This window comes from Halalkalibacter nanhaiisediminis (genome assembly GCF_007830185.1).
GTDB lineage: Bacteria > Bacillota > Bacilli > Bacillales > Bacillaceae_D > Halalkalibacter > Halalkalibacter nanhaiisediminis.
The window spans coordinates 183,719-207,189 of the sequence record NZ_VLKZ01000001.1; the positions used below are offsets into that span (position 1 = coordinate 183,719).

The 23,471-nt window shown below is 40.8% G+C and carries 25 protein-coding genes; 23 read left to right on the forward strand and 2 right to left on the reverse strand.

The genetic code is table 11. The features are described 5' to 3' along the window. The first annotated feature begins 34 nt into the window (after nucleotides 1-34). The 3 genes from IQ10_RS00865 (at nucleotide 35) to pyrG (ending at nucleotide 3,632) form a co-directional block, all read left to right on the forward strand. Nucleotides 35-1,090: an HD-GYP domain-containing protein gene (locus tag IQ10_RS00865; RefSeq protein WP_144448590.1), complete on the forward strand. Its 1,056-nt coding sequence runs from the start codon at nucleotides 35-37 to the stop codon at nucleotides 1,088-1,090. A 208-nt stretch (nucleotides 1,091-1,298) separates the two neighbouring features. Beyond that, nucleotides 1,299-1,817, forward strand: coding sequence for a DNA-directed RNA polymerase subunit delta (rpoE, locus tag IQ10_RS00870; protein WP_144448591.1), 519 nt, complete (start codon nucleotides 1,299-1,301; stop codon nucleotides 1,815-1,817). A gap of 216 nt (nucleotides 1,818-2,033) precedes the next feature. Continuing rightward, on the forward strand, nucleotides 2,034-3,632 hold the full coding sequence (pyrG, locus tag IQ10_RS00875; RefSeq protein WP_144448592.1) for a CTP synthase: 1,599 nt from the start codon (nucleotides 2,034-2,036) through the stop codon (nucleotides 3,630-3,632). Nucleotides 3,633-3,722: 90 nt separating this feature from the next. On the opposite strand, the gene IQ10_RS00880 is transcribed toward pyrG, so the two are convergent. After that, nucleotides 3,723-4,250 carry a DUF2529 family protein gene (locus tag IQ10_RS00880; RefSeq protein WP_144448593.1) on the reverse strand — a complete coding sequence of 176 codons (528 nt, stop codon included), beginning with the start codon at nucleotides 4,248-4,250 and terminating at the stop codon, nucleotides 3,723-3,725. A 268-nt stretch (nucleotides 4,251-4,518) separates the two neighbouring features. Here IQ10_RS00880 and IQ10_RS00885 point away from each other — a divergent pair, with 268 nt between their 5' ends. The 11 genes from IQ10_RS00885 to IQ10_RS00935 all read left to right on the forward strand — a co-directional run bounded on the left by IQ10_RS00885 (nucleotide 4,519) and on the right by IQ10_RS00935 (nucleotide 14,994). After that, the gene (locus IQ10_RS00885; RefSeq protein ID WP_144448594.1) at nucleotides 4,519-4,878 is read left to right on the forward strand and encodes a response regulator; all 360 of its coding nucleotides are present in this window, start codon (nucleotides 4,519-4,521) and stop codon (nucleotides 4,876-4,878) included. A 281-nt stretch (nucleotides 4,879-5,159) separates the two neighbouring features. Beyond that, on the forward strand, nucleotides 5,160-6,023 hold the full coding sequence (gene fba, locus IQ10_RS00890) for a class II fructose-1,6-bisphosphate aldolase (RefSeq protein WP_144448595.1): 864 nt from the start codon (nucleotides 5,160-5,162) through the stop codon (nucleotides 6,021-6,023). 146 nt (nucleotides 6,024-6,169) lie between these two features. Beyond that, nucleotides 6,170-6,808, forward strand: coding sequence for a fructose-6-phosphate aldolase (gene fsa / locus IQ10_RS00895; protein ID WP_144448596.1), 639 nt, complete (start codon nucleotides 6,170-6,172; stop codon nucleotides 6,806-6,808). A gap of 159 nt (nucleotides 6,809-6,967) precedes the next feature. Further along, entirely contained in the window at nucleotides 6,968-8,251 is a 1,284-nt protein-coding gene (murA, locus tag IQ10_RS00900; RefSeq protein WP_144448597.1) for a UDP-N-acetylglucosamine 1-carboxyvinyltransferase, read from the forward strand. A 38-nt stretch (nucleotides 8,252-8,289) separates the two neighbouring features. Next, the gene (glpX, locus tag IQ10_RS00905; RefSeq protein WP_144448598.1) at nucleotides 8,290-9,255 is read left to right on the forward strand and encodes a class II fructose-bisphosphatase; all 966 of its coding nucleotides are present in this window, start codon (nucleotides 8,290-8,292) and stop codon (nucleotides 9,253-9,255) included. Between the two features lie 476 nt (nucleotides 9,256-9,731). Then, a complete protein-coding gene (gene rho, locus IQ10_RS00910) occupies nucleotides 9,732-11,006 on the forward strand; it encodes a transcription termination factor Rho (protein WP_144448599.1) in 1,275 nt (424 codons plus the stop codon). Between the two features lie 135 nt (nucleotides 11,007-11,141). Then, nucleotides 11,142-11,387: a type B 50S ribosomal protein L31 gene (locus IQ10_RS00915; RefSeq protein ID WP_144448600.1), complete on the forward strand. Its 246-nt coding sequence runs from the start codon at nucleotides 11,142-11,144 to the stop codon at nucleotides 11,385-11,387. Nucleotides 11,388-11,592: 205 nt separating this feature from the next. After that, nucleotides 11,593-12,210, forward strand: a complete 618-nt coding sequence (locus tag IQ10_RS00920; RefSeq protein WP_144448601.1) for a thymidine kinase — start codon at nucleotides 11,593-11,595, stop codon at nucleotides 12,208-12,210. A gap of 389 nt (nucleotides 12,211-12,599) precedes the next feature. Then, a complete protein-coding gene (locus IQ10_RS00925; protein ID WP_144448602.1) occupies nucleotides 12,600-14,111 on the forward strand; it encodes a sodium:solute symporter family protein in 1,512 nt (503 codons plus the stop codon). A 20-nt stretch (nucleotides 14,112-14,131) separates the two neighbouring features. After that, a complete protein-coding gene (locus tag IQ10_RS00930; protein ID WP_144448603.1) occupies nucleotides 14,132-14,362 on the forward strand; it encodes a hypothetical protein in 231 nt (76 codons plus the stop codon). A gap of 161 nt (nucleotides 14,363-14,523) precedes the next feature. After that, nucleotides 14,524-14,994: a hypothetical protein gene (locus IQ10_RS00935; RefSeq protein ID WP_144448604.1), complete on the forward strand. Its 471-nt coding sequence runs from the start codon at nucleotides 14,524-14,526 to the stop codon at nucleotides 14,992-14,994. Nucleotides 14,995-15,141: 147 nt separating this feature from the next. Here the strand turns inward: IQ10_RS00935 and IQ10_RS00940 are convergent, their stop codons facing one another. Next, nucleotides 15,142-16,452 carry an FAD-dependent oxidoreductase gene (locus IQ10_RS00940; protein ID WP_144448605.1) on the reverse strand — a complete coding sequence of 437 codons (1,311 nt, stop codon included), beginning with the start codon at nucleotides 16,450-16,452 and terminating at the stop codon, nucleotides 15,142-15,144. Nucleotides 16,453-16,629: 177 nt separating this feature from the next. Between IQ10_RS00940 and prfA the strand changes: the two genes are divergently transcribed. The 9 genes from prfA to IQ10_RS00985 all read left to right on the forward strand — a co-directional run bounded on the left by prfA (nucleotide 16,630) and on the right by IQ10_RS00985 (nucleotide 23,396). Then, nucleotides 16,630-17,700 carry a peptide chain release factor 1 gene (gene prfA / locus IQ10_RS00945; RefSeq protein WP_144448606.1) on the forward strand — a complete coding sequence of 357 codons (1,071 nt, stop codon included), beginning with the start codon at nucleotides 16,630-16,632 and terminating at the stop codon, nucleotides 17,698-17,700. A 1-nt stretch (nucleotide 17,701) separates the two neighbouring features. Further along, nucleotides 17,702-18,571, forward strand: coding sequence for a peptide chain release factor N(5)-glutamine methyltransferase (prmC, locus tag IQ10_RS00950; RefSeq protein ID WP_144448607.1), 870 nt, complete (start codon nucleotides 17,702-17,704; stop codon nucleotides 18,569-18,571). Nucleotides 18,572-18,645: 74 nt separating this feature from the next. Beyond that, nucleotides 18,646-19,278, forward strand: a complete 633-nt coding sequence (gene spoIIR / locus IQ10_RS00955; protein WP_144448608.1) for a stage II sporulation protein R — start codon at nucleotides 18,646-18,648, stop codon at nucleotides 19,276-19,278. A 57-nt stretch (nucleotides 19,279-19,335) separates the two neighbouring features. Continuing rightward, nucleotides 19,336-19,788, forward strand: coding sequence for a GNAT family N-acetyltransferase (locus IQ10_RS00960; RefSeq protein WP_144448609.1), 453 nt, complete (start codon nucleotides 19,336-19,338; stop codon nucleotides 19,786-19,788). 208 nt (nucleotides 19,789-19,996) lie between these two features. After that, nucleotides 19,997-21,037 carry an L-threonylcarbamoyladenylate synthase gene (locus IQ10_RS00965; protein WP_144448610.1) on the forward strand — a complete coding sequence of 347 codons (1,041 nt, stop codon included), beginning with the start codon at nucleotides 19,997-19,999 and terminating at the stop codon, nucleotides 21,035-21,037. Between the two features lie 139 nt (nucleotides 21,038-21,176). Further along, nucleotides 21,177-21,719: a manganese efflux pump MntP gene (locus IQ10_RS00970; protein WP_144448611.1), complete on the forward strand. Its 543-nt coding sequence runs from the start codon at nucleotides 21,177-21,179 to the stop codon at nucleotides 21,717-21,719. Between the two features lie 125 nt (nucleotides 21,720-21,844). Continuing rightward, nucleotides 21,845-22,297: a low molecular weight protein arginine phosphatase gene (locus IQ10_RS00975; protein WP_199757363.1), complete on the forward strand. Its 453-nt coding sequence runs from the start codon at nucleotides 21,845-21,847 to the stop codon at nucleotides 22,295-22,297. Nucleotides 22,298-22,387: 90 nt separating this feature from the next. Continuing rightward, entirely contained in the window at nucleotides 22,388-22,825 is a 438-nt protein-coding gene (gene rpiB, locus IQ10_RS00980) for a ribose 5-phosphate isomerase B (RefSeq protein WP_144448612.1), read from the forward strand. A 16-nt stretch (nucleotides 22,826-22,841) separates the two neighbouring features. Beyond that, nucleotides 22,842-23,396, forward strand: coding sequence for a TIGR01440 family protein (locus tag IQ10_RS00985; RefSeq protein ID WP_144448613.1), 555 nt, complete (start codon nucleotides 22,842-22,844; stop codon nucleotides 23,394-23,396). Nucleotides 23,397-23,471 lie beyond the last annotated feature (75 nt).

The following is a 23,471-nucleotide window of genomic DNA, read 5'->3' on the forward strand; positions in this document are numbered from 1 at the left end:
AAGCATGAAATAGCTGAAACGGTTGAAGGTAGGTGTGGAAACAGTAATGACGGTTCAAGAAAGTGAAATACTTGAAGAACGGTGCAAGCGGTTTGTTGGTTGTAAGCTTAATCGAAATATCTATGCTTCAGAAGGTACGCTTCTTTTAAAAAAAGGAGTTATTTTAACAGAATCTCTGCTAAAGCGTTTAAAAATGGACGATGATAGATTGGAAGAATTTGTGCGATCTATTCCTTATACGAGTAATGAATACAATAAGCTTTTAACTGGTACAGTTGAAGAAATTAGAGAGATATTCAGTGAGATAAAAACAAATCCATTAGCTATTTCTCAAGTGGAAACCTTGATTTTACCAAAAGTGAAGCTCTTAGCTAAAGAACATAGATTAACCATTTTACTAAATGGCATGCAAGGGAAAGACGATTATACGTATCGTCATAATATCGGTGTAGCGATTGTTGCTTCATTACTTGCGAAATGGCTGAAAATGACAGAAGAAGAGATTCATCTTATTACACTTGGAGGATTACTTCATGATATTGGCAAGTTACGGATTGACGATCACATCTTAATGAAGCCTGGTGCGCTCACGAAGGAAGAATATGAGCACATGCAAATGCATGCAATCTACGGTTATGAAATCTTGACCAATGACGGACGGTTTTCTGAGGGCATTTGTCTAATGGCACTCGAGCATCATGAAAGAGAGGATGGATCTGGTTATCCAGACGGAAAGACAGCTGAAACTGTTCATCCTTATTCAAAAATCATTGCCATTGCTGATGTGTTTCATGCGATGATATCGGATAGAGTTTACCGTAAAGGGTTTGCACTGTATGATGTGTTAAAGCAAATCAAGAATGATGCATTCAGGAAACTGGAGCCGACACATGTAGGACTATTTATAAAAAGGTTCATGGAAATGGCCATTGGAAACTATGCTGAGTTAAATAATGGTTTGCATGTTGAAATTGTTTTTGTGTTTGAAGATGATCCGATTAATCCACTCGTTCGCTTTCATAAAGAGTTAATTGATTTAAGGAGGAGCAAGCTGTATATTAAAAAGCTGATCGATATGAAAAATGACTAGGAAAAAGCAGGCTAGAAATTGAGCAATTTTTTCTTTTGGATCAGCTAGCATATTCATGAAAAATATGTTTATAATGAAAAGTATGCTTTCTATAGTACGTATGTAAAAGAGGATAAGGAAAATCAAGAGATTTGGGTGCTTGAGTATCCTCCTTGACGAATAACGATTGGACAATAGATAGAAGATTGATTGAAGGGACGTGCAATGGATGAATTTTCAAGAGATGACTCCGGAAGAAATTCAAGAGATTTCTATGGTTGAAATTGCATTTGAAGTGATGAAAGAAAAGCGTGAGCCGTTTGATTATTACGATCTTGTAGAAGAAGTGGCTGCAATTAAAGGAATGTCAAAAGAAGAAGTGGAAGCACGTATTGCTAATCTTTATACAGATATGAATATTGATGGGCGCTTTCACTCTTTAGGAGATAATCGTTGGGGACTTAAGAGCTGGTATGCGCTTGAGCAGGCAGAGGAAGAGATTACAACACCAGTAAAGCCGCGTAAGAAGGCAAAAGTTCTTGACGATGATATCGATCTTGAGGAAGATTTCGATGATTATGAAGATGAGTACGAAGATCTTGAAGATGAACTTGATGAGATTTCGAATGATGAAGACTCAGATGATGATGATGATGATGATTTTGAAGATAAAGAAGATATCGAAGATTTAGATTCAGAAGATGACGATCTAGATGATGATTTTGAAGAAGATGAAGAGTTGAACTAATTCAACTATCCCTTGACTTCTCCTCTCATTCTAGGTAGAATCATTTTTGGGCTTTAGAAAAATGATATGAACGAATAGATAGAACGAGACAAAAGTGCGCCCCCTTTCTAGGGTGAGCTGTCACTTTTGTTTTTTTATTTATACTTTAAGAAGGTTACCTTTTCTAAATAGCGCATGACCTCATAATTATTTATTTAAATCAAGGGAGACGATAAAATGGCGACAAAGTATATTTTTGTAACAGGTGGCGTTGTGTCATCGCTTGGTAAGGGAATCACAGCCGCATCGCTTGGACGTTTATTGAAAAATCGCGGGTTAAAAGTAACGATTCAAAAATTTGATCCTTACATTAACGTCGATCCAGGAACAATGAGTCCGTATCAGCATGGGGAAGTGTTCGTAACAGATGACGGGGCTGAAACAGATCTAGATCTTGGTCACTATGAGCGCTTTATCGACATCAATCTAAGTCAGAACAGCAATGTGACAACGGGTAAAATCTACTCAACGGTTTTGAAAAAAGAGCGTCGTGGGGATTATTTAGGTGGTACGGTTCAAGTTATTCCACATGTAACCAATGAGATCAAAGAGCGAGTGTTTAGAGCTGGACGCGAGACTAATGCAGATGTTGTCATTACTGAAATTGGTGGAACGGTTGGTGACATTGAAAGCTTGCCGTTTCTTGAAGCCATTCGTCAAATTAAGAGTGATGTTGGCTTTGACAATGTGATGTATGTTCACTGTACGCTTATTCCTTATCTTGCAGCTGCAGGGGAGATGAAGTCTAAGCCGACACAACATAGTGTAAAAGAGCTTAGAAGTCTTGGTATACAACCAAACGTTATTGTCGTCCGTACTGAAAGACCAGTACCACAAGAGATGAAGGAAAAGATTGCATTATTCTGTGATATTCATAAAGATGCTGTAATTGAAGCTCGTGATGCAGAGACACTTTATCAAGTACCGCTTGATCTTCAAGCTCAGAAGCTTGATCAGATTGTATGTGATCACTTGAAGCTTTCTTGCAAAACAGCTGATATGACAGAATGGACAGCACTTGTTGAAAAAGTACAAAACCTATCAGAAAAAGTCAAAATTGCTTTAGTCGGAAAATATGTGGCGTTGCCAGATGCTTACCTATCAGTAGCAGAGGCCCTTCGTCATGCTGGTTATGCATTTGATGCAGATATTGAAATCGATTGGATTAATGCTGAAGATGTAACGGATGAGAATGTTGCTGAAATATTAGCGTCTGCTGACGGAATCCTTGTTCCAGGAGGATTTGGAGATCGTGGTGTTGAAGGGAAAATTTCCGCGATTCGTTACGCGCGAGAAAACAATGTGCCATTCCTTGGAATTTGTCTTGGCATGCAGCTAGCATCAATTGAATATGCACGTAATGTTCTTGGTTTAGAAAGTGCGCATTCTGCTGAATTAAATCCTGAAACTCCATATCCAATTATTGATTTGCTTCCAGAGCAAAAGGATATCGAGGATATGGGTGGAACGCTTCGTCTTGGCTTATTCCCTTGTAAGCTTACGGAAGGTTCCCTTGCGGAGGCTTCATATAATGAGCAAATTGTATATGAGCGTCATCGTCATCGTTATGAGTTCAACAATGAATACCGCGAGCAAATGGAGAAAAAAGGGTTTATTTTCTCAGGTACGAGCCCAGATGGTCGACTCGTAGAAATTATTGAGTTAAATAATCATCCGTTCTTCATCGCATCACAGTTTCATCCAGAATTCACTTCAAGACCAACGCGCCCACAACCACTTTTCAGAGAATTTATCGGCGCTTCATTAAAGAAATAACAAGATGTCTTCAAAGGTCGACTTTTGACTATTTGTAAGAAAAGCGAACGAAAAGAGGCTGATCAAATGACAGCCTCTTTTCGTTTCTACTTATTCATACTCTTCTAGGAAATCATTGATTAGTAAATACAAACAAAAATATACATATAGACCAGCCAATGATGCTGGGTAGCCAACACGCTCGCCCGTTTCGGTTGGAACAAGGCTTGTTGTAAGGTTCAAGTCAAGATGAACATCTGCAAGATCAACAAGTTCGCGGTCATGCTCATCGATAGAAGAAATGACAACAATTGGAATCTGTTTGAGTGCGACTTCTTTTGCATAAGCAAGAACATTTTTGTCGGCTGAGGATCTTGTCAGAAGAAGAACGCGATCTGTCGAGTTCAGATCCACCATTTTATCTTGATCAAAGAGGGACAAAAATTTAGGTAATCGTTCCTTCCCATAAAGAGCTTCAGAGGTAATGGCGTTCATTTCACCTGCTCCGTATAGATAAACGTATCCTTCTCCGATAAGTGCTTGACTAAGCAGACGAGCGGCATCCTCCATAGCTAAATCCTCTCGTTCTTGAATGCCCTTCAGTAGTCCGATAAGTTGTGTCGTAAACATTTTCAACATGGCCAATCTAATCCCCTTTTAAGTTTCGTTCTAGTACCTGCCATTATAACGTAGAAAAATGAAGGGGCAAAGTCTGGCATAAATTAGTTTCGACAAATATTGATATGATTGTCGGACACTTTACGTTTTCCTTTATCATAATCGGCAGGAATTTGAAGAGGCGTAACGAATAGAGATTGGTGGAGGAATAATGAGTCTTTGTTAGTAGTCATATTTATACATGAAGAATTTTTGAATTAACAGCAAAGATAAAAAAGGAGTGGCTAAGATGCAGAAGATTCTTGTCGTAGACGACCAATATGGAATTCGTGTGTTACTTTGTGAAATCCTTCAAAAGGACGGTTACAAAATGTTTGAGGCAGCAAATGGGGTGAAGGCTTTGCAAATTGTCGAAGAGGAACAACCTGATCTTGTTTTGCTCGATATGAAAATTCCAGGTATGGACGGGCTCGAAATATTAAGACGAATTAAAGAGGACCATGCTCATATTAATGTCATCATGATGACGGCTTATGGAGAGTTAAATTTAATTAACGAAGCAATGAATTTAGGTGCGATTACTCACTTTGCGAAACCGTTTGATATTGATGATATTAGAGAGGTTATTAAGAAATGTATAGCCGTTTAAACGCCCGCGCTGTCTATTCTTTGAAGTGAAGCGCTTACTTACAAAAAACTTTAAGATTCCTTGCACAAAGGCGTGTTTTTTTAAGTGAGTGTGCTATAATGGACACGTTCAATCAATGGAGCTTTTATAGATATGGCTTTATTTATTAGGGTCTCTCATACATAGATAACTTGGATATTTACTGGCTTAAAAGGGAACCTTGTTAAATGGATACGATGACCTAGTTAATGAGGAAATGCTCGTTATCTATGATAATGCTCACACATAAAGGAGGAAATTCAATGCCTTTAGTATCAATGAAAGACATGCTTAACAAAGCAAAGGCAGAAGGTTATGCAGTTGGTCAATTCAACATTAATAACCTTGAGTTCACACAAGCAATACTGCAAGCGGCAGAAGAGGAAAAATCACCTGTAATTCTTGGTGTTTCTGAAGGTGCTGCTCGTTACATGGGTGGTTTCAAACTAGTTGTTAAAATGGTTGAAGCTCTTATGGAAGAGTATAAAGTAACAGTTCCTGTGGCCATTCACCTTGACCATGGTTCTAGTTTCGAAAAGTGTGTAGAAGCGATCCACGCAGGATTTACTTCTGTTATGATTGATGGATCTCATCATCCTTTAGAAGAGAACATTGCGATCACTAAGCAAGTTGTTGCAGTTGCACATGCTCTTGGTGTATCTGTTGAAGCTGAGCTTGGACGTATCGGCGGGCAAGAAGATGATCTTGTTGTTGACGATGCAGACGCAGCATATGCTATTCCTTCAGAGTGTAAAGAATTAGTTGAAGCAACTGGAGTAGATTGCTTTGCTCCTGCACTTGGTTCTGTTCACGGACCTTATAAAGGTGAGCCGAATCTTGGGTTTGACCGCATGAAGGAAATTGATGGGTTGGTAGGAATTCCACTTGTACTACACGGTGGTACGGGTATCCCGACTTCAGATATTAAAAAAGCAATTGAATTTGGACATGCAAAAATCAACGTAAACACTGAAAGTCAGATTTCTTCTGCTAAAGCTGTTCGTGAGTTTTTAGATGCAAATCCAAATCAATATGATCCACGTAAATATTTAGGACCTGCACGTGATGCTATTAAAGCAACCGTGAAAGGCAAAATGCAAGAATTTGGTTCTTCAAATAAAGCATAATGATTGCGCAGACGTAAAAGCAGTTCTTTTGAACTGCTTTTAATGTCATTCTAACGCTCATTTTACATTTTGTATTCTGAATATACAATTTTGTAAACGCTACGACGAAAATCGATTATTTTATTAAATATATGAGGTGAAGAAAGATGAAATTTTTTATTGATACAGCAAACATTGACGAAATTAAAGAAGCGAAAGCATTAGGGATTCTGGCGGGAGTAACGACGAACCCATCACTTGTTGCAAAAGAAGGTGTCAATTTCCATGATCGACTTCGCGAAATTACGAATATTGTCTCAGACTCAGTTAGTGCAGAAGTTATTGCGCTTGATGCTGAAGGAATGATTAGCGAAGGAAAGGAGCTTGCTGCAATCGCTCCAAATATTACAGTTAAGGTTCCAATGACGACTGAAGGATTGAAGGCTGTTCATGCTTTTTCAGAGCTATCAATTAAAACGAATGTGACACTTGTTTTCTCAGCGACTCAAGCTTTACTTGCTGCACGTGCTGGAGCGACATATGTATCACCATTCCTTGGCCGTCTTGATGATATTGGTCATAATGGTTTAGACCTTATTACAGAAATCGCCGAAATCTTTGCTATTCATGGCATTCCGACTGAAATCATTGCAGCTTCAGTGCGTCACCCAGTTCATGTAACCGAAGCTGCACGTAGAGGAGCGCACATTGCAACGATTCCATTTAATGTTATTCAACAACTATCAAAGCACCCATTAACGGATCAAGGAATTGAGAAATTTTTAGCTGATTGGAATAATCGTTAAATCCACTTTTCAACTCCCTTGTTTGGAATCATGTGAACATTTTCTATACAATTCAGACACAGAAAAGCTCGTTACTTTCTCCTTATTGTGGTTATAATGGGAATAGAAATAGCTATCAACGTGTCTTAGTGAATGAGCACTAATGGAAGGGATGCGATTATGGATAAATTAATGATTGAAGGCGGACACCCGTTAGAAGGAACGGTTCAAATAAGTGGAGCAAAGAATAGTGCAGTTGCGCTTATTCCAGCTGCAATACTCGCTGACTCCATTGTAACAATTGATAACTTACCAGAAATTTCTGATGTGCAGTTATTAGCTGAATTGCTCAAAGAAATTGGGGGAGAGGTAGAATTAGGAACTCATGAAATTACGGTTAATCCAGCAACAATGATTTCGATGCCTCTTCCAAATGGACGAGTAAAAAAGTTACGCGCCTCTTATTACTTAATGGGCGCAATGCTTGGAAAATTTAAAAAAGCGGTCATTGGACTTCCGGGTGGATGTAACCTGGGTCCAAGACCAATTGATCAACATATTAAAGGCTTTGAAGCACTTGGTGCGCAAGTAACAAATGAGCAAGGCGCGATTTATTTGCGCGCTGAGGAGCTTCGAGGTGCAAGAATTTATCTCGATGTTGTGAGTGTCGGGGCGACGATTAATATTATGCTAGCAGCTGTTAGAGCAAAAGGTCAAACGATCATTGAAAATGCAGCCAAAGAGCCAGAAATTATTGATGTTGCAACCTTGCTTACAAGTATGGGTGCAAAGATTAAAGGGGCAGGGACAAATGTCATTCGGATCGATGGTGTCGATTCCTTAAAAGGATGCAGACACTCAATTATTCCAGACCGGATTGAAGCGGGTACGTACATGATTTTAGCTGCTGCAATGGGACAAAAAGTGATCATTGATAACATTATTCCGTACCATGTCGAATCACTGATTGCCAAGATGAGAGAGATGGGTGTGACGATTGAAGTAGAGGATGATCGTTTGCTCATACATAACAGTGGTGAGAAAAAGGGTATCGATGTTAAGACACTTGTCTACCCTGGTTTCCCGACGGATCTCCAACAACCTCTCACAAGTCTGTTAACACAGGCTGAGGGAACAAGTATTGTCACTGATACAATTTACAACGCACGCTTTAAGCATATTGATGAATTAAGACGAATGGGTGCAAATGTAAAAGTAGAAGGGCGTTCAGCGATTATTAACGGAAGTACGAAGCTGCAGGGAGCTAAAGTGCGAGCTAGTGACTTACGTGCTGGTGCAGCGCTTGTTGTTGCTGGTCTCCTTGCTGATGGAATTACCGAAATTTCAGGTCTTGAGCATATTGATCGCGGCTATGCTAATTTAGAAGAAAAATTAATTGGTCTTGGTGCGAAAATATGGCGTGAAAAGATGACTGAAGAAGAGTTAGATCAAGTCAAGAACTAGAAGCGATAACAGAATAAGGGTAGAGGGGGAAGGTTAGTATGGAAAGAAGTCTATCAATGGAGCTAGTCCGCGTAACAGAGGCTGCTGCTCTTGCTTCAGGTCGTTGGATGGGACGCGGGAATAAAGAAGAGGCAGACAGGGCTGCGACAGAAGCGATGCGCGATGTATTTGATACCATTCCGATGAAAGGAACTGTTGTCATTGGAGAAGGAGAAATGGATGAAGCGCCAATGCTCTATATTGGTGAAAAGCTTGGTAATGGTTATGGCTCAAGACTAGATGTTGCGGTTGACCCGCTTGAAGGGACAAATATCGTCGCATACGGAGAGTGGAATGCTCTTGCTGTTTTGGCTGTTGCCGATCATGGTAACCTTCTTCATGCACCAGACATGTACATGGATAAGATCGCCGTAGGTCCAGAAGCTGTTGGTAAGGTTGATATCAATGCCCCAGTGATCGATAACTTAAAAGCGGTTGCAAAGGCGAAAAACAAGGATATCGAAGACCTTGTCGTTGTCATTTTGAACCGCAAGCGTCATGAAAAGATCATTGAAGAAGTTCGACAAGCTGGTGCACGTATCAAATTGCTTTCTGATGGTGATGTAGCAGCGGCTATCAATACAGCCTTTGAAGATACTGGTGTCGATATGCTTCTAGGTTCTGGTGGTGCTCCTGAAGGCGTTTTAGCGGCTGTTGGCTTGAAATGCTTAGGTGGAGAGCTTCAAGGTAAGCTTCTACCTCAAAATGATGAGGAATTACAACGTTGTATCGCAATGGGCATTGAGGATGTCAATAAAGTATTATACATGGATGACCTTGTTCGAGGTGATGATTGTATTTTCGCGGCGACAGGTGTAACAGATGGTGAACTACTGAAGGGTGTACGTTATAACGGTTCAACTGCAACGACTCAATCGATCGTTATGCGAGCAAAATCAGGAACTGTTCGATTTGTTGATGGAAAGCACAGCATGAAGAAGAAACCAGATTTAGTCATTCGTTAAAACACTTTTTGAACATTCTAGCTGACTTATAGCGAGATAGTCTGACCTTAGAACTCTAGAATCGCAAATAGATCTAGGTGGGTAATCGCCTTTTCGGTGATCTATTGTAGTAGCGACATTCGAAATTGGTCAGACACGCTGAGTCAGCTTTTTCTTTTTTTCTTAAATAATTGGTATAATCCCCTCTTTCATAAATACGCTTTGAATATTATAATGAATTATGGTTAAAATGAAAATAGTATGTACGTTCGTTTTTTATCGTAATATTCACCGTTTTCATCTCCATGAACCCTCCATTCTTCCTTTACACTTTAGAAAGGTCTTTTTTTATAAAGAGCGAGAAAGATACGATCTTTTTCAAGCAAGAATTGAGTTTCCTATACAATGTAGTTTAACAAAAACAATCTGATTGCGCTTATCAAGAACTTTACGAGAAGCGTCGATCGATTTATTAATTATAGAAGCGTGGTGTAACAATGGGAGTTCATATCTCAGATTTAGAAAATATGAAGCTAAAAGAGCTTTATGAACTTGCTAGAGAATACAAAATATCGTATTACAGCAAGTTGACGAAAAAAGAGCTAATATTTGCCATTTTAAAAGGACAGGCAGAGCAGGATGGTTTAATGTTTATGGAAGGTGTGCTTGAAATCATTCAATCGGAAGGTTTTGGTTTCTTACGTCCGATTAATTACATGCCAAGCTCAGAAGACATTTATATTTCTGCTTCGCAAATTCGTCGCTTTGACTTGCGTAATGGTGATAAGGTTTCAGGTAAAGTACGTCCTCCAAAAGAAAATGAGCGTTATCATGGGCTACTGCACGTAGAAGCAGTGAACGGTGACGCGCCAGAAACATCTCGAGAACGGCCTCATTTTCCTGCCCTTACTCCACTTTATCCTGAACAGAAAATAGAGTTAGAGACAGCACCAGGACGCGTTTCTTCACGCATCATCGATATGGTCTCACCAGTAGGGTTTGGACAGCGTGGTTTAATTGTTGCGCCTCCAAAAGCAGGTAAGACATCGCTTATGAAAGAAGTTGCAAATAGTATTGCTGAGAACCATCCTGATGTCGAACTTATTGTCCTTTTGATTGATGAGCGTCCAGAAGAAGTAACGGATATTGAGCGCTCTGTAAAGGCAGAAGTCGTTAGTTCAACGTTTGATGAAGTACCTGAGAATCATATAAAAGTGGCAGAGCTTGTGTTAGAACGGGCGATGAGACTTGTTGAGCATCGTAAGGATGTTGTGATTCTGATGGATAGTATTACCCGTCTCGCTCGTGCGTATAATCTTGTGATTCCACCGAGTGGACGAACACTTTCGGGGGGGATTGATCCCGCTGCCTTCCATCGTCCAAAACGATTTTTCGGGGCAGCTCGTAATATTGAAGAGGGCGGAAGCTTAACGATCCTAGCAACGGCTCTTGTTGAAACGGGCTCACGAATGGATGATGTCATTTACGAGGAATTTAAAGGAACAGGTAACATGGAGTTGCATCTTGACCGTAAATTGGCAGAACGTCGTATTTTCCCTGCGATCGATATTCGTCGTTCTGGAACACGGAAAGAAGAACTACTCTTACCAAAGAATCAACTTGAGAAGCTTTGGGCTATTCGTAAGACAATGAATGATTCCCCTGAGTTTGTCGATCACTTTATCCGTCGCGTCAAGGATACGAAAACAAATGTTGACTTCTTTGAAGCAATGGAAGAGGAAATGAATCGACAAAGTCGCAAGCGCTCATAAGAAGATCTAGAGAAATGAAATGCAGTTTTTCCAGAAAAGGGAGTTGCATTTCATCCTATTGCTTGTTATAATTTCGACATGTGTGATTAGATAACTCTGTTTCGAAAAGATTCAGGGCAAAAGGAGATGAAAGTAATGAAACAAGAAATCCATCCAAATTACCAAAAAGTAGTTTTCTTAGATACAAGCACTGGCTTTAAATTTCTAAGCGGATCTACAAAAGGTTCTAATGAAACAATTGAATGGGAAGATGGCAACACTTACCCACTTCTAAAAGTTGAAATTAGTGCGGATTCTCACCCGTTCTACACTGGTAAGCAGAAGCTTAACGATGTTGGCGGACGTGTTGATAAATTTAAGAAGAAGTACAACATGCAGTAAAATTGGATAAGCGAACAGGCAAGCGCACAGCTCTTGCCTGTTTTTTTTGCAAAGAAATGCGTTAGTAAGATGGGAAATAAGGAACAATACTTATGGTGATGATCCATTTATAATAAAATGATCGATCAATGAGGGAGTTGTCATCTCTCGTTGATCAAGGACGGAAATAGATGTTTTTAGATTATTTGGTAAGGTGGGAATAGCAATGCATAGAATGAAGCAGGAAGGCTGGCTTGAAGTCATTTGTGGGAGCATGTTCTCTGGAAAGTCAGAAGAACTCATTAGACGAGTGCGTCGTGTGAGCTACGGTAAACTGACGGTGCAAGTATTTAAGCCAGCAATTGATAACCGCTACAGTGAAGAAGAAGTTGTCTCTCATAATGGCACGAAGGTTTGTGCGACGCCTGTAAAGACTTCACTTGAAATTCTTGATTTAGTGGAGGAAGACACGGAAGTTGTAGCTGTTGATGAGGTACAGTTTTTCGATGAGGATATTGTCGGTGTAGTTGATGAGCTTGCTAATCGAGGAAAGCGAGTTATTTGTGCTGGACTAGATCAAGATTTTCGCGGAGAACCGTTTGGTCCAATTCAGCCGCTACTGGCATTAGCAGAAGAAGTGACAAAGCTTCAAGCGGTCTGCCCTTGCTGTGGTTCACCAGCCAGTCGAACTCAGCGTTTGATCGACGGGAAACCTGCTTCCTATACGGATCCAATTATCTTAGTTGGTGCATCAGAATCATATGAGCCGCGCTGTCGTCATTGTCATGATGTCCCAAATCGTCCGCAACTTGTTGTTGCTATACAATCTGGTGAGATGAATTAATATTCAATGATCGTTTGTTTATTATCATAAAAAATATAAAAAAGCCGAATGTCTTAATGAAAGTAAAAGACATTCGGCTTTTTTGGTATTTATATAAAACGAGTACAAATGAATACTATATATCTTTTGTATATTTTAACCAAAAAAAATTTGTTAGACTATCTGACAAGTCGATAGAATATGGCTTTTGGTAATGGTAATCTTTGTTCATTGAGAAAAGGATATAGACAGTATAACTAAAAGAGAGGATAAGGTGGTTTTTTTCACACCGTAGTAAAGAACGGGCATTAAAATCAGAAGATTGAAAATATTAAATTTCTATTGGTTTGTTTTAAATTAAATAAAATGAAAGATTCGATTATTTTTTGATAAATAGAGTGGGGGATACTATGTTAACGCCGAGTGTTGGATATCTTATTTTGTTTATTTTTGGAGTTTTTTTTACTGGAGTGACAGTTGCCATTCAACGTCGTCAAGGAACGAAGATGACGGCAGAGCAATTTAGTACAGCTGGAAGAAGTGTAGGTGTTGGGTTAGCTAGCGCCTCCATTATAGCGGCTTGGACATGGGCTGCGACACTTATGATGTCGTCCTCAACTGGATATCAATATGGGATTAGTGGTCCATTTTGGTATGCTGCTGGTGCTACGATTCAAATCTTATTATTTGCAATTGTCGCTATTCATTTAAAGAGAAAAGCACCACACGCTCATACATTTTTGGAATTTATCGGACAACGCTTTGATAAAAAAAATCATAAACTAATGCTCGTATTTGCACTGATGACGAATATTATCGTAACGTCTATGGTGATCCTTGGGGGAGCGATTGCGTTAAACCAATTGACGGGTATGAATATTTATATCGCAGCATTTCTTATTCCGTTAACGTTTACGATCTACACGATGATTGGTGGATTAAAAGCATCCTTTATCGCAGATTATTTTAATACGGTTATGATCTTTCTTGTCCTTATCATTTTTGCGGTAGCGGTTCATTATAAGTTTGGTATTACACCTATATATGAAGGGTTACAAGCGTTGCCAGAATCAGCGCAAATGTTAACAATGGCTTCGATACCTGGATTGCTATTTGGAATGATTAATATTATCGGTAATTTTGGAACGGTGTTTGTTGACCAAGCTTACTGGCAAAGAGCGATTGCTAGTACGAATAGTGCGGCTTCTAAAGCCTACATCTATGGAGGGATTGCATGGTTTTCTATTCCGTTTGCGGTTGCAACGGTTTTAGGGGTGAGTGCTGCTGGTCTAGGGGTTGCTGTGAACTCTCCAGATGCCATTGCACCTGCTATGGCTGCTTATATTTTAGGTGATGTTGGTTCAATCCTATTTTTAGCGATGTTGTTTATGGCTGTTATGTCTACGGGGGCAGCTGAATTAACGGCAATTACAAATATTATTGTGACAGATATTTATCGTCAATCGATTAATCCGAAGGCAAGTAGTGAAAAATTACTTAGTGTGTCTCGTAAAGTGACTCTTAGCTTCGGGTTAGCAATGGGATTACTTTCGATTCTACTTTTCTCTGTTGGTATTGGACTTGGGTTTGTCTATATGGCAATGGGGATCTTTGTAAGTGGAGCTGTTATTCCAGTAACGCTTGGGCTGATGTGGAAACGTGCAACGAATGAAGGGGCGTTTTACGGTGCTTTATGTGGCATGATCAGTGGAATTGTTGTTTGGAATCTGACTGCCTATTTATTATCAGGCCAAATTAACGTTGAGTCATTAGGTCAGCTTCATGCCATGCTTTTTGGAAATGTGACTGTATTTCTTGTTAGCGGAATTATTTCAATCGGACATGGTTTACTTTCTTCTAAGGAATTTGATTTTGAATCGTTAAAAGATAAATTTAAAAGCTTTGATGATCACGCAGCTTAATGCTAGAGGGGGATAGAATCATGGATGAAAAACAACTAATGAAAGACACGAAGTTATGTACGAGGTGGGCTATTGGTTTAAGTCTTGTTTTAGTCGTAATATGGCCAGGGATTATGTTTTCGACTGGTTATGTTTATAGCTTGCAATTTTTTAAGGGGTGGTTTTACTTATCATTTAGCTGGTTAGTTATAGCTGCGTTATTTATCACAACGAGACCGTTAATTGAGTTTTTTAAGGACTCTAAAAAATAAATTTCGTTGATGTGTTGGCGTTTCACTTATTATTTTCAGGAGTGGTCTGTGAATATTCGCAAATCTTTTGAGAGGTCTGGTGAAAACTTACAGTTGGCCTGTTTAAACATTCGGGCATACTATTCATGCAGCCCCATTTTGGCAGCATGGAGGTGCTTAGCTTGAACGTAAAATGGACAAGCAGTTTGCTGATTGGTTTGCTTCTTGTTACAGGCTGCAATGATCAGTCTACGATGGAAGGACAACGTATTTCTTCAAGAGACCAACCGTTACAGGCACAACAAATCACTTATGGCTTACTTGGTCCTGGTCCAATAAATTATGGCAACATTCGAAAGGAACCGAGATATCGCTTTGGTGGAGAAGAAAATACAAGTCCGAGCTTTAAAACAATGAATCGCTACCGAAGGCATCTTGGCAACGACCAACAGCTTATTCATCATATTATTCATGATGAATTTGGGCTTGAGACAGGTATGGTTATGCTTGCTGGGAGCCATGCATTCGTGAATGTTACGTTACCAAAAGGCTTAAGTGAAGAAGAGAAACAAGAGAAGCTTGGTAAAGTGAAGCGAGCACTTTTGCAAGAGGTTCCGAGGTATAGAATTCATGTGAGGGAAAAGAACGAATAGCAACGCGAAAGGGAGTTTGGCTAATCATGAGGAGGCCAAGTTGTTTCCGATCATAAACTCCTTATTTGGCTTAAAAAAGTCTTATTCCGCTCTGAAAAATGATTTAATCACAACAAGACAGTTGAGCATTTTGCTCAACTGTCTTGTTTACCTGCGGCGGGCTGTTTGTTGAATGGGATCCCATACACCGTTATAGGGCGGGGCGTAGGCTAAATCTAAATCTTCAAGTTCGCCAATTCTCATTTCATGAAAAAGGGCGGTTGCGAGAACATCAATCCGTTTATCAACACCAGCCTTACCGATGATTTGTCCTCCTAGTAGTTGCTCGGTTTCGGTATGATAACAAAGACGAATAGTCATCTGTTCAGGTGTGGGATAATAGCCCGCGATATCGCGACTATCAATTGTGACTGTTTGATAAGGATACCCTTGCTTCTCAATTTCCCGTGACGATAAACCAGTGCGAGCAAGTGTTAAGTTAAAAAATTTTAATATTGAAGTACCGACAACGCCTTGGAACGGCTTGGGCTTGCCAACCATTACGAGTCCTGCAATTCTCCCTTGCTTATTGGCATGAGTACCGAGGGGAATATAATCATCTCGCTTTTTCACGCGGTGATACTGAGTCGCGCAATCACCCGCAGCATAAATATCTTCTATGTTCGTTTCCATGAAGTGATTGACCTTTATCGCACCGTTAGGATGAAGATGAATTCCTGTATCTTGAAGAAAAGAGGTATTTGGTTTGACCCCAGTTGCCACAATGACGACATCGGCTTTAATGTTTCCTTTATCTGTTACGACATGGGAGACGTAATTCTCTCCTTTAAAGCCTTTCACCGACTCGTTTAATCTTAATTCGACACCATGGGACTTGGCCTCATCATGAATTTTTTCAGCAAGATCTTCATCAAAAATGGTTGCTAGCTGCGAGCCGCGCTGAACAAGGGTGACTTGCTTGCTGATTTCAACTAAATTCTCGACCATCTCAAGCCCAATATAACCACCGCCAATCACTACAACATGTCTGACATCCTCTGTTAAATCAGCTAGTAAAGCTTCTGTATCTTGAATGGTTTTGATCGTATGAATTCCCTTTAAATCCGATCCATCCCAAGGAGGCATAATCGGACTAGCTCCCGTTGCGATTAGCAGCTTATCATATTCCACTTCGAAGTCATCACCTGACACTCGCTTATGTTCGGTATCTACATGCTTGACCTCATGATTGACCCGCGCATCAATCCCGTATTTGTTGCGAAATGTCTCGACATCGCGAGCAATTAAGGAATCACTTGAATCAACAATACCACCGACAAGATAAGGTAGGCCGCACTGGGCATAAGAATAAATCACACCCATTTCAAGTGTCGTGACTTTAGCTTCCTGATCCTGTCGAACGATTTGCATCGCTGCGCTCATCCCAGCCGCATCCCCGCCTATAATGACATACCTCATTTTAGATCACCTCATTCATTTTCTCTTCAGTTATTCCCTTTTTTTAAAAAAACTAAGCGCATAAACGTTTTGGTAGTTGTTTTATTCAGATCGCCTCCTTGCTCACATTGACCAGGCAATCGCTCTATACTATAATTAGACTGTTATAGGACTGGAAATATTAATGAGGTGAAAGCCGTGTTAGATCGTTTACAATCAGTAGAAGACCGTTATGATCGATTAAATGAGTTACTTAGTGATCCTGATGTCATTAATGACACAAAGAAACTACGTGAATATTCCAAGGAACAATCAGATATTCAAGAAACGGTACAAGTGTATCGTGAGTATAAAGAAGTCAATCAGCAACATAAGGATGCACGCGCGATGCTTGAAGAAAAGCTCGACGATGACATGCATGCAATGGTGAAAGAAGAACTAGAAGAGCTAGCAGATCGAAAAGAAGAGCTTGAAGCGCGTTTGAAGATTCTTCTTCTTCCAAAAAACCCGAACGATGATAAAAACGTTATTGTTGAGATTCGCGGTGCAGCTGGAGGGGATGAAGCACAGCTATTTGCTGGAGATCTTTATAAAATGTATAGCCGTTTTGCAGAAGCGCAAGGGTGGCGTACAGAAGTTATTGAAGCGACATCAACCGAGCTTGGTGGCTATAAAGAAATTATTTTTATGGTAAATGGTGCTGGGGCTTACTCGAAATTAAAATACGAAAATGGTGCTCATCGTGTTCAACGTGTCCCGCAAACAGAATCAGGTGGACGCATTCATACGTCAACAGCAACCGTTGCTGTTTTGCCAGAAGCAGAGGAAGTCGAGGTTCAGATTCACGATAAAGATGTTCGTGTTGATACATTTACATCAAGTGGTCCTGGGGGACAAAGTGTTAACACGACCATGTCTGCTGTCCGTTTAACGCATATCCCTACGAACACCGTTGTATCGTGTCAAGATGAGAAATCGCAAATTAAGAACAAAGAAAAAGCGATGAAGGTTCTTCGCGCACGTGTCTATGATAAAATCCAAAGCGAAGTTCAAGCAGAATACGATGAAAATCGGAAGCTTGCTGTTGGAACAGGTGACCGTTCTGAGCGAATTCGTACGTACAACTTCCCGCAAAGTCGTGTAACGGATCACCGTATCGGGTTAACGATTCAAAAGTTAGAGCAAATTTTGCAAGGGAAGCTCGATGAAATTATCGATGCTCTTATTTTAGAAGAGCAAGCAGAAGCAATGCAGAGAGCTGAGCAATAAGATGAGTAAAACGATTCATGAGGCCCTTCGTTGGGCTTCTTCTTTTTTAGCAGAGCGAGAGCTTGAGCAGCCTGTCGCTGAATGGCTGCTTCGTCACTACTTGCAAGTTGACCGCTCAAAGCTGTTAATGATGTTGCATGATCCAATAGCAGAAGAAGTTGTGGGAAGATTGAAGGAAGACCTAAAGCGTCATGCCAGTGGCATCCCTGTGCAGCATTTGATCGGTTATGAAGAGTTTTACGGTCGGCGCTTCATCGTGAATCAGGATGTACTCATTCCACGTCCTGAGACGGAAGAACTCGTTTTAGAGGTTGGAAAGATGAAAGAGCAGCTTTTTGGAGATGAACGAGTTACGCTTGTCGATGTAGGCACTGGCAGTGGTGCTATTTCTGTCACGCTATCTTTAGAAGATGAGACACTCGACGTACTGGCAATCGATATTTCTGAGAAGGCATTAGTCGTTGCTAAGGAAAATGCTAAAAATTTTGCAGCAAAGGTATCATTTTTACACGGAGACTTACTAGAGCCCTTAATTGAACAAGGAAAAAAGGTCGAAATCGTCGTTTCTAATCCTCCATATATTCCGTTAACAGATGCAGGTGAACTGGCCGTTCATGTGAGAGATCATGAACCTCACCTCGCGTTATTTGGTGGCGAAGATGGTCTTGTCCTCTACCGTCGTTTGATAGAACAGCTTCCTTTCGTTTTAAAGGGCCAAGCGATTGTCGCATTGGAAGTAGGAGTAGGTCAGGCCGAGGTGATAAAAGAGATGTTAGCTAACGCTTTTCCTTGTGCAAAAACGAAGATCTCACTTGACATCAGTGGTAAAGAACGAATGGTGTTCGCATATGGGAAGATGACAAGACTTTGATTTTGTCGAAGATTCGTAGGTTTAAAGAGGCACCGTCCTGTCCACAATAGGTGGTGAAAGGGCGGTGCCAAAAAATGAAACCAACTGTTATTATTTATCTATTATTCTCTTTATTCGTTTTATTAGTAAGCTGGGAAGAACAAAGTGCGGTCGCTGTTGCATCCCTTCATCAAGAAGTGAGCACAGAAGAAGCGATCCGTCTCCGTATACTAGCAAATAGTGATGCGGTCAGTGATCAAGCGGTAAAACGCGAAATTCGGGATGAAGTAAATGCTGCGATCACAACATGGGTCACAGATATCACCGATCTAGAAGAAGCAAAAACGGCGATCAAAGCAAACATTCCACTTATTGAAGAAATTGTAGCTGTTGAACTAAAAAAGCTAGGACTCAATCAAACATATGAAGTCAGTTTTTCGGAAGTGCAATTCCCGACAAAATTGTATGGCAATCTAGTTTATCCTGCGGGCATGTATGATGCTGTTTTAATTACCCTTGGTGAAGGGAAAGGTGAGAACTGGTGGTGTGTCTTGTTCCCGCCATTATGTTTTTTAGAAATGGCTAATGGGGAAGCGGTAGAAGCGGATCGTGCTACGTCAACGGAAACAGAAGAACAACCAGCGAATGATGAGGTTGAGGTTTCCTTCTTTGTTGTAGAGCTTTTTGAAAGTCTGGTTGAACGGATTTTTTCTTCTGAAGAGGTCTAAGTCGTACAAGCTCGGCATATATATCCACTAAGTAGGTTGGACGAAAGGGTGGAGTGCATGAGTATCGTCGTACGAAAAGCTGAAGAGAAAGATTTATTGTCTCTTCAGCGGTTAGTCGCTAAGGCTGGGCTACGTGAAGACGGAATTGAACAGCATATAGATCGCTTCCTCGTTGTCTGCGATGAAGACAGTAAAATCATTGGTACTGTAGGAATAGAGAAGTATGAAGAGGATGGGCTACTTCGTTCACTTGTCCTTGACTCGCCTGTGTGGACGGCAAGACTCAGCTTAGAATTTTTACAGCTTGCTCTAACGTACGCCAAGGAGCAAGATATTGAAACAATCTATTTATGTTCAAAAGGGACGAATTCATTATTTCACCAGCTTGGTTTTCGCCATGTTCATGAGAAAAATGTGCCAGAGAAGATTCGCATGTCGCCTCATTTTCAAAAGAACATGAAAGTAGAAACGAAAGTGTGGGCGTGTTCTTTATTAGATGTTGATAACTGAAACTAAACAGGTAGTTATCTACAGGTTATCCACATGTGTGGATAACCTGTTTTTGGTTGTTAATAAAAAAACATGTTGAAAAAGAAGACGTAGGATAGTTGTAAATTGGAGATATCCTTATAAAATAAGGCTTTTTGTCGAAATGTTTGTCTTATGTTGACATCAATAGACATCCCTTGCAAAATGGAGAAGATAGGAGCGATGAGACGTGAGTTATAAACAGACAAAATATTGGACTGTGGATAAGCAGGTTGATAATAAAGAAAGTTCCGCACAGATAAAAGAAGCAGCGATGTGGATAACAAAAGGAGAGGTAGTTGCCTTTCCGACAGAGACTGTGTATGGACTCGGTGCCAATGCATTAGATGAACAGGCTGTTAGGAAAATTTTTGAGGCGAAAGGTCGTCCGAGCGATAATCCGTTAATCGTTCACATTGCTGATCAAAGTCAGCTGACAGATCTCGTCACAGAAGTACCAGAGCTAGCAAAAAAATTAATTGAACACTTTTGGCCAGGGCCATTGACGCTTATTTTTAAGAAAAAAGCAGCCGTCGCAAAAAGTGTGACGGCTGGTCTTGATACGGTTGCGGTGAGAATGCCAGATCATCCAGTAGCAAGCCGACTGCTCAAAGCTTGTGCCGTGCCTGTCGCTGCACCAAGTGCTAATTTGTCGGGTAAGCCAAGTCCAACTTCCGCAGAGCATGTTTTACACGACTTAAATGGTAGAATTGTTGGTGTTGTCGACGGAGGGCAAACGGGTGTTGGATTAGAATCAACGGTTTTAGACTGCTCGAAGCAGGTGCCAGTGCTTTATCGTCCTGGTGGAGTGACGAAAGAAGAGATTGAAGCTGTTATCGGCGAGGTTAAAGTCGATCCAGCTTTACGGACGCCTGATGAAGCGCCGATGTCACCGGGTATGAAGTACACGCACTATGCCCCGTCTGGAGCACTCTTTCTTGTTCGCGAGCGTGAGCAAATCAGACAGCTTGTAAAACAGGCTAAAGCTGAAGGTAAACGCGTGGGCGTATTAACAACCGAAGAGAATGCGACGAGTTATGAGGCGGATGTAATCGTTACTTGCGGGCGCCGTGAGAATCTGTCTTCTGTTGCGAATGCATTATATGATGGATTGCGCTTGTTTGATCGCGAGGGAGCTGAGATTATCTATGCAGAAAGTTTTCCATGCAGCGGTCTTGGTATTGCGATTATGAACCGGCTTGAGAAAGCAGCCGGTGGAAAAATAGTGTAATAACGATACTATCAAAGCTTGATTCGAGTCTGGTCTCGGTTCAAGCTTTTCTTATTGCTGCCACTGGAGTGCATAGGATGTCTATTTCGATTTGGACGTGCATAGATTTGGAGTAGCACGTTCAAGGAGTGGTGGCAAAATGAGTGAATGGTTCACATTATTCATCATGGCAAGCGCGCTAGGGATGGACGCTTTCTCTGTTGCATTAGGGATGGGGATGCTTGGCTTGCGATTAAGAAAAATCTTTCATATTGGCATTATTATTGGACTTTTTCATATCATTATGCCGCTTTTAGGAATCATTGCAGGGAAATTCCTTTCCACCTATTTTGGTATGGTCACAACTTTTATTGGTGGCGGTCTTCTCTTTATTATTGGTTTACAAATGGTCCTTTCATCTTTTAACTCGGAACGAAGCTCGTCTGTCAGTCCAATCGGTTGGGGGCTCTTCCTATTTGCGATTAGTGTTAGCCTAGATAGCTTTTCAGCAGGTCTTGGCCTTGGGATGCTCGGGGCAAAAACGGCTTTAACAGTCTTAATGATCGGCATGGTCAGTATGGTGCTATCATGGATGGGTTTGATCATGGGTGCGAAGTTTCAACGTTATATCGGTTCTTACGGGGAATTACTAGGAGGCTGTATCTTAATCGGCTTTGGTATCAAGCTATTTTTCCCTCATTAAAAAGGTAATTTGTCTTTTGCCAAGTTATACCGATATGATAAGATTGAACGAGATTGAGAAAATAAATGAAATATGATAAAAGGAAGTAAATGTTCTAGCTTTAAAAGATGGAAAGGAAGTTAGTCATGGCGATAAAAAAAGTGTTATTTGTCTGCACAGGAAATACGTGTCGAAGTCCAATGGCTGAGGCGTTATTGCGTTCACGTACCCAAGAAGATATTGAAGTGAAGTCAGCTGGTGTACAAGCGTTTCCTAACAGTCCTGCTTCCGAAGGGACGAGAACCGTTTTAGCTGAAAAAGGTATTGGACATGATCATCAATCGCAGTCGGTGTCACAAGAATTACTTGAGTGGGCTGATGTTGTGTTAACGATGACGTATGCTCATAAAAATATGATTCAACTCTTATTTCCAGAAATGAGTGAACATACTTTCACTTTAAAAGAGTTTATTGATCCCAATACTGAAGACAAGGATATAGTAGATCCGTTTGGTGGACCGATTGAAGCTTACCAGCAAACAGCAGAGCAAATTGAAGCTTGTCTAGACGAATTAATGCGTAAATTAGCTGAATCATAACAAGAGTAATTAATCGGGATAAAATCAAGTAGTTGGTTAAAGGGGAAGACTAACGAGGAGATTTTAAATATAACGTGTGGAGTGATACGTGTGAAAATAGCAATTGGTTCAGATCATGGTGGTGTAACCATTCGCGAGGAAATAAAGCAGTTAATGGATGAAATGGGGATCGAGTATGATGATTTCGGATGCGAATGTGATACATCTGTTGATTACCCAGATTACGCACTCCCTGTAGCTGAAAAGGTTGCGAGCGGAGAGTATGATCGCGGCATATTAATTTGTGGTACTGGGATTGGCATGTCAATTGCTGCGAATAAGGTGAAGGGCATTCGCTGTGCACTCGTTCATGATACGTTCAGTGCAAAGGCAACGCGTCAACATAATGACAGTAACGTCCTGGCGATGGGAGAGCGTGTAATTGGAGCAGGACTTGCCCGGGAAATTGCGAGTGTCTGGTTAACGACGGAATTTGAAGGCGGGCGTCACGAGCGTCGTGTTAGTAAGATCTCAAAATACGAAGCGTAAGAGCAAGGAGGCCATTATGGATCTGACAACAGAAATGATTGAACAGCAGGTACAACAAGCATTAAGTGACTTGGATCAAGCCATGCCACTCACAGAAGAGATTCTCCTCGTTGTTGGGACAAGCACCAGTGAAGTAATCGGTTCAAACATTGGCTCAAATGGCTCTCATGAAGTGGCAGAAGCTATATATACGGCGCTTAGCAATCAACAGAAACAAACAGGTGTTCAGTTGGCATTTCAATGTTGTGAGCATTTGAATAGGGCTCTTGTTGTGGAACGAGCGACAGCAAAAGAACGCGGCTGTGAGATCGTCTCGGCAATTCCTGTTCGAAAAGCGGGTGGTGCAATGGCAACGTACGCCTTTAGCCAACTAAGCGATCCTGTGCTCGTTGAAGAAATTACCTGTGAAGCAGGTATCGATATTGGTGATACTCTAATAGGAATGCATCTAAAAAAAGTGGCGATACCAATTAGGAGCACGGTTAAATCAATTGGTGCTGCTCATTTGACGATGGCACTTACACGCCCGAAGTTAATTGGTGGAGTACGTGCTGTTTATACGATGGATTAAATTTCCATTACAGCTGAACATGAATAAAAATTGAATTTTAGATAATTTCGTACGGAAATAAAGATCAATATGTGA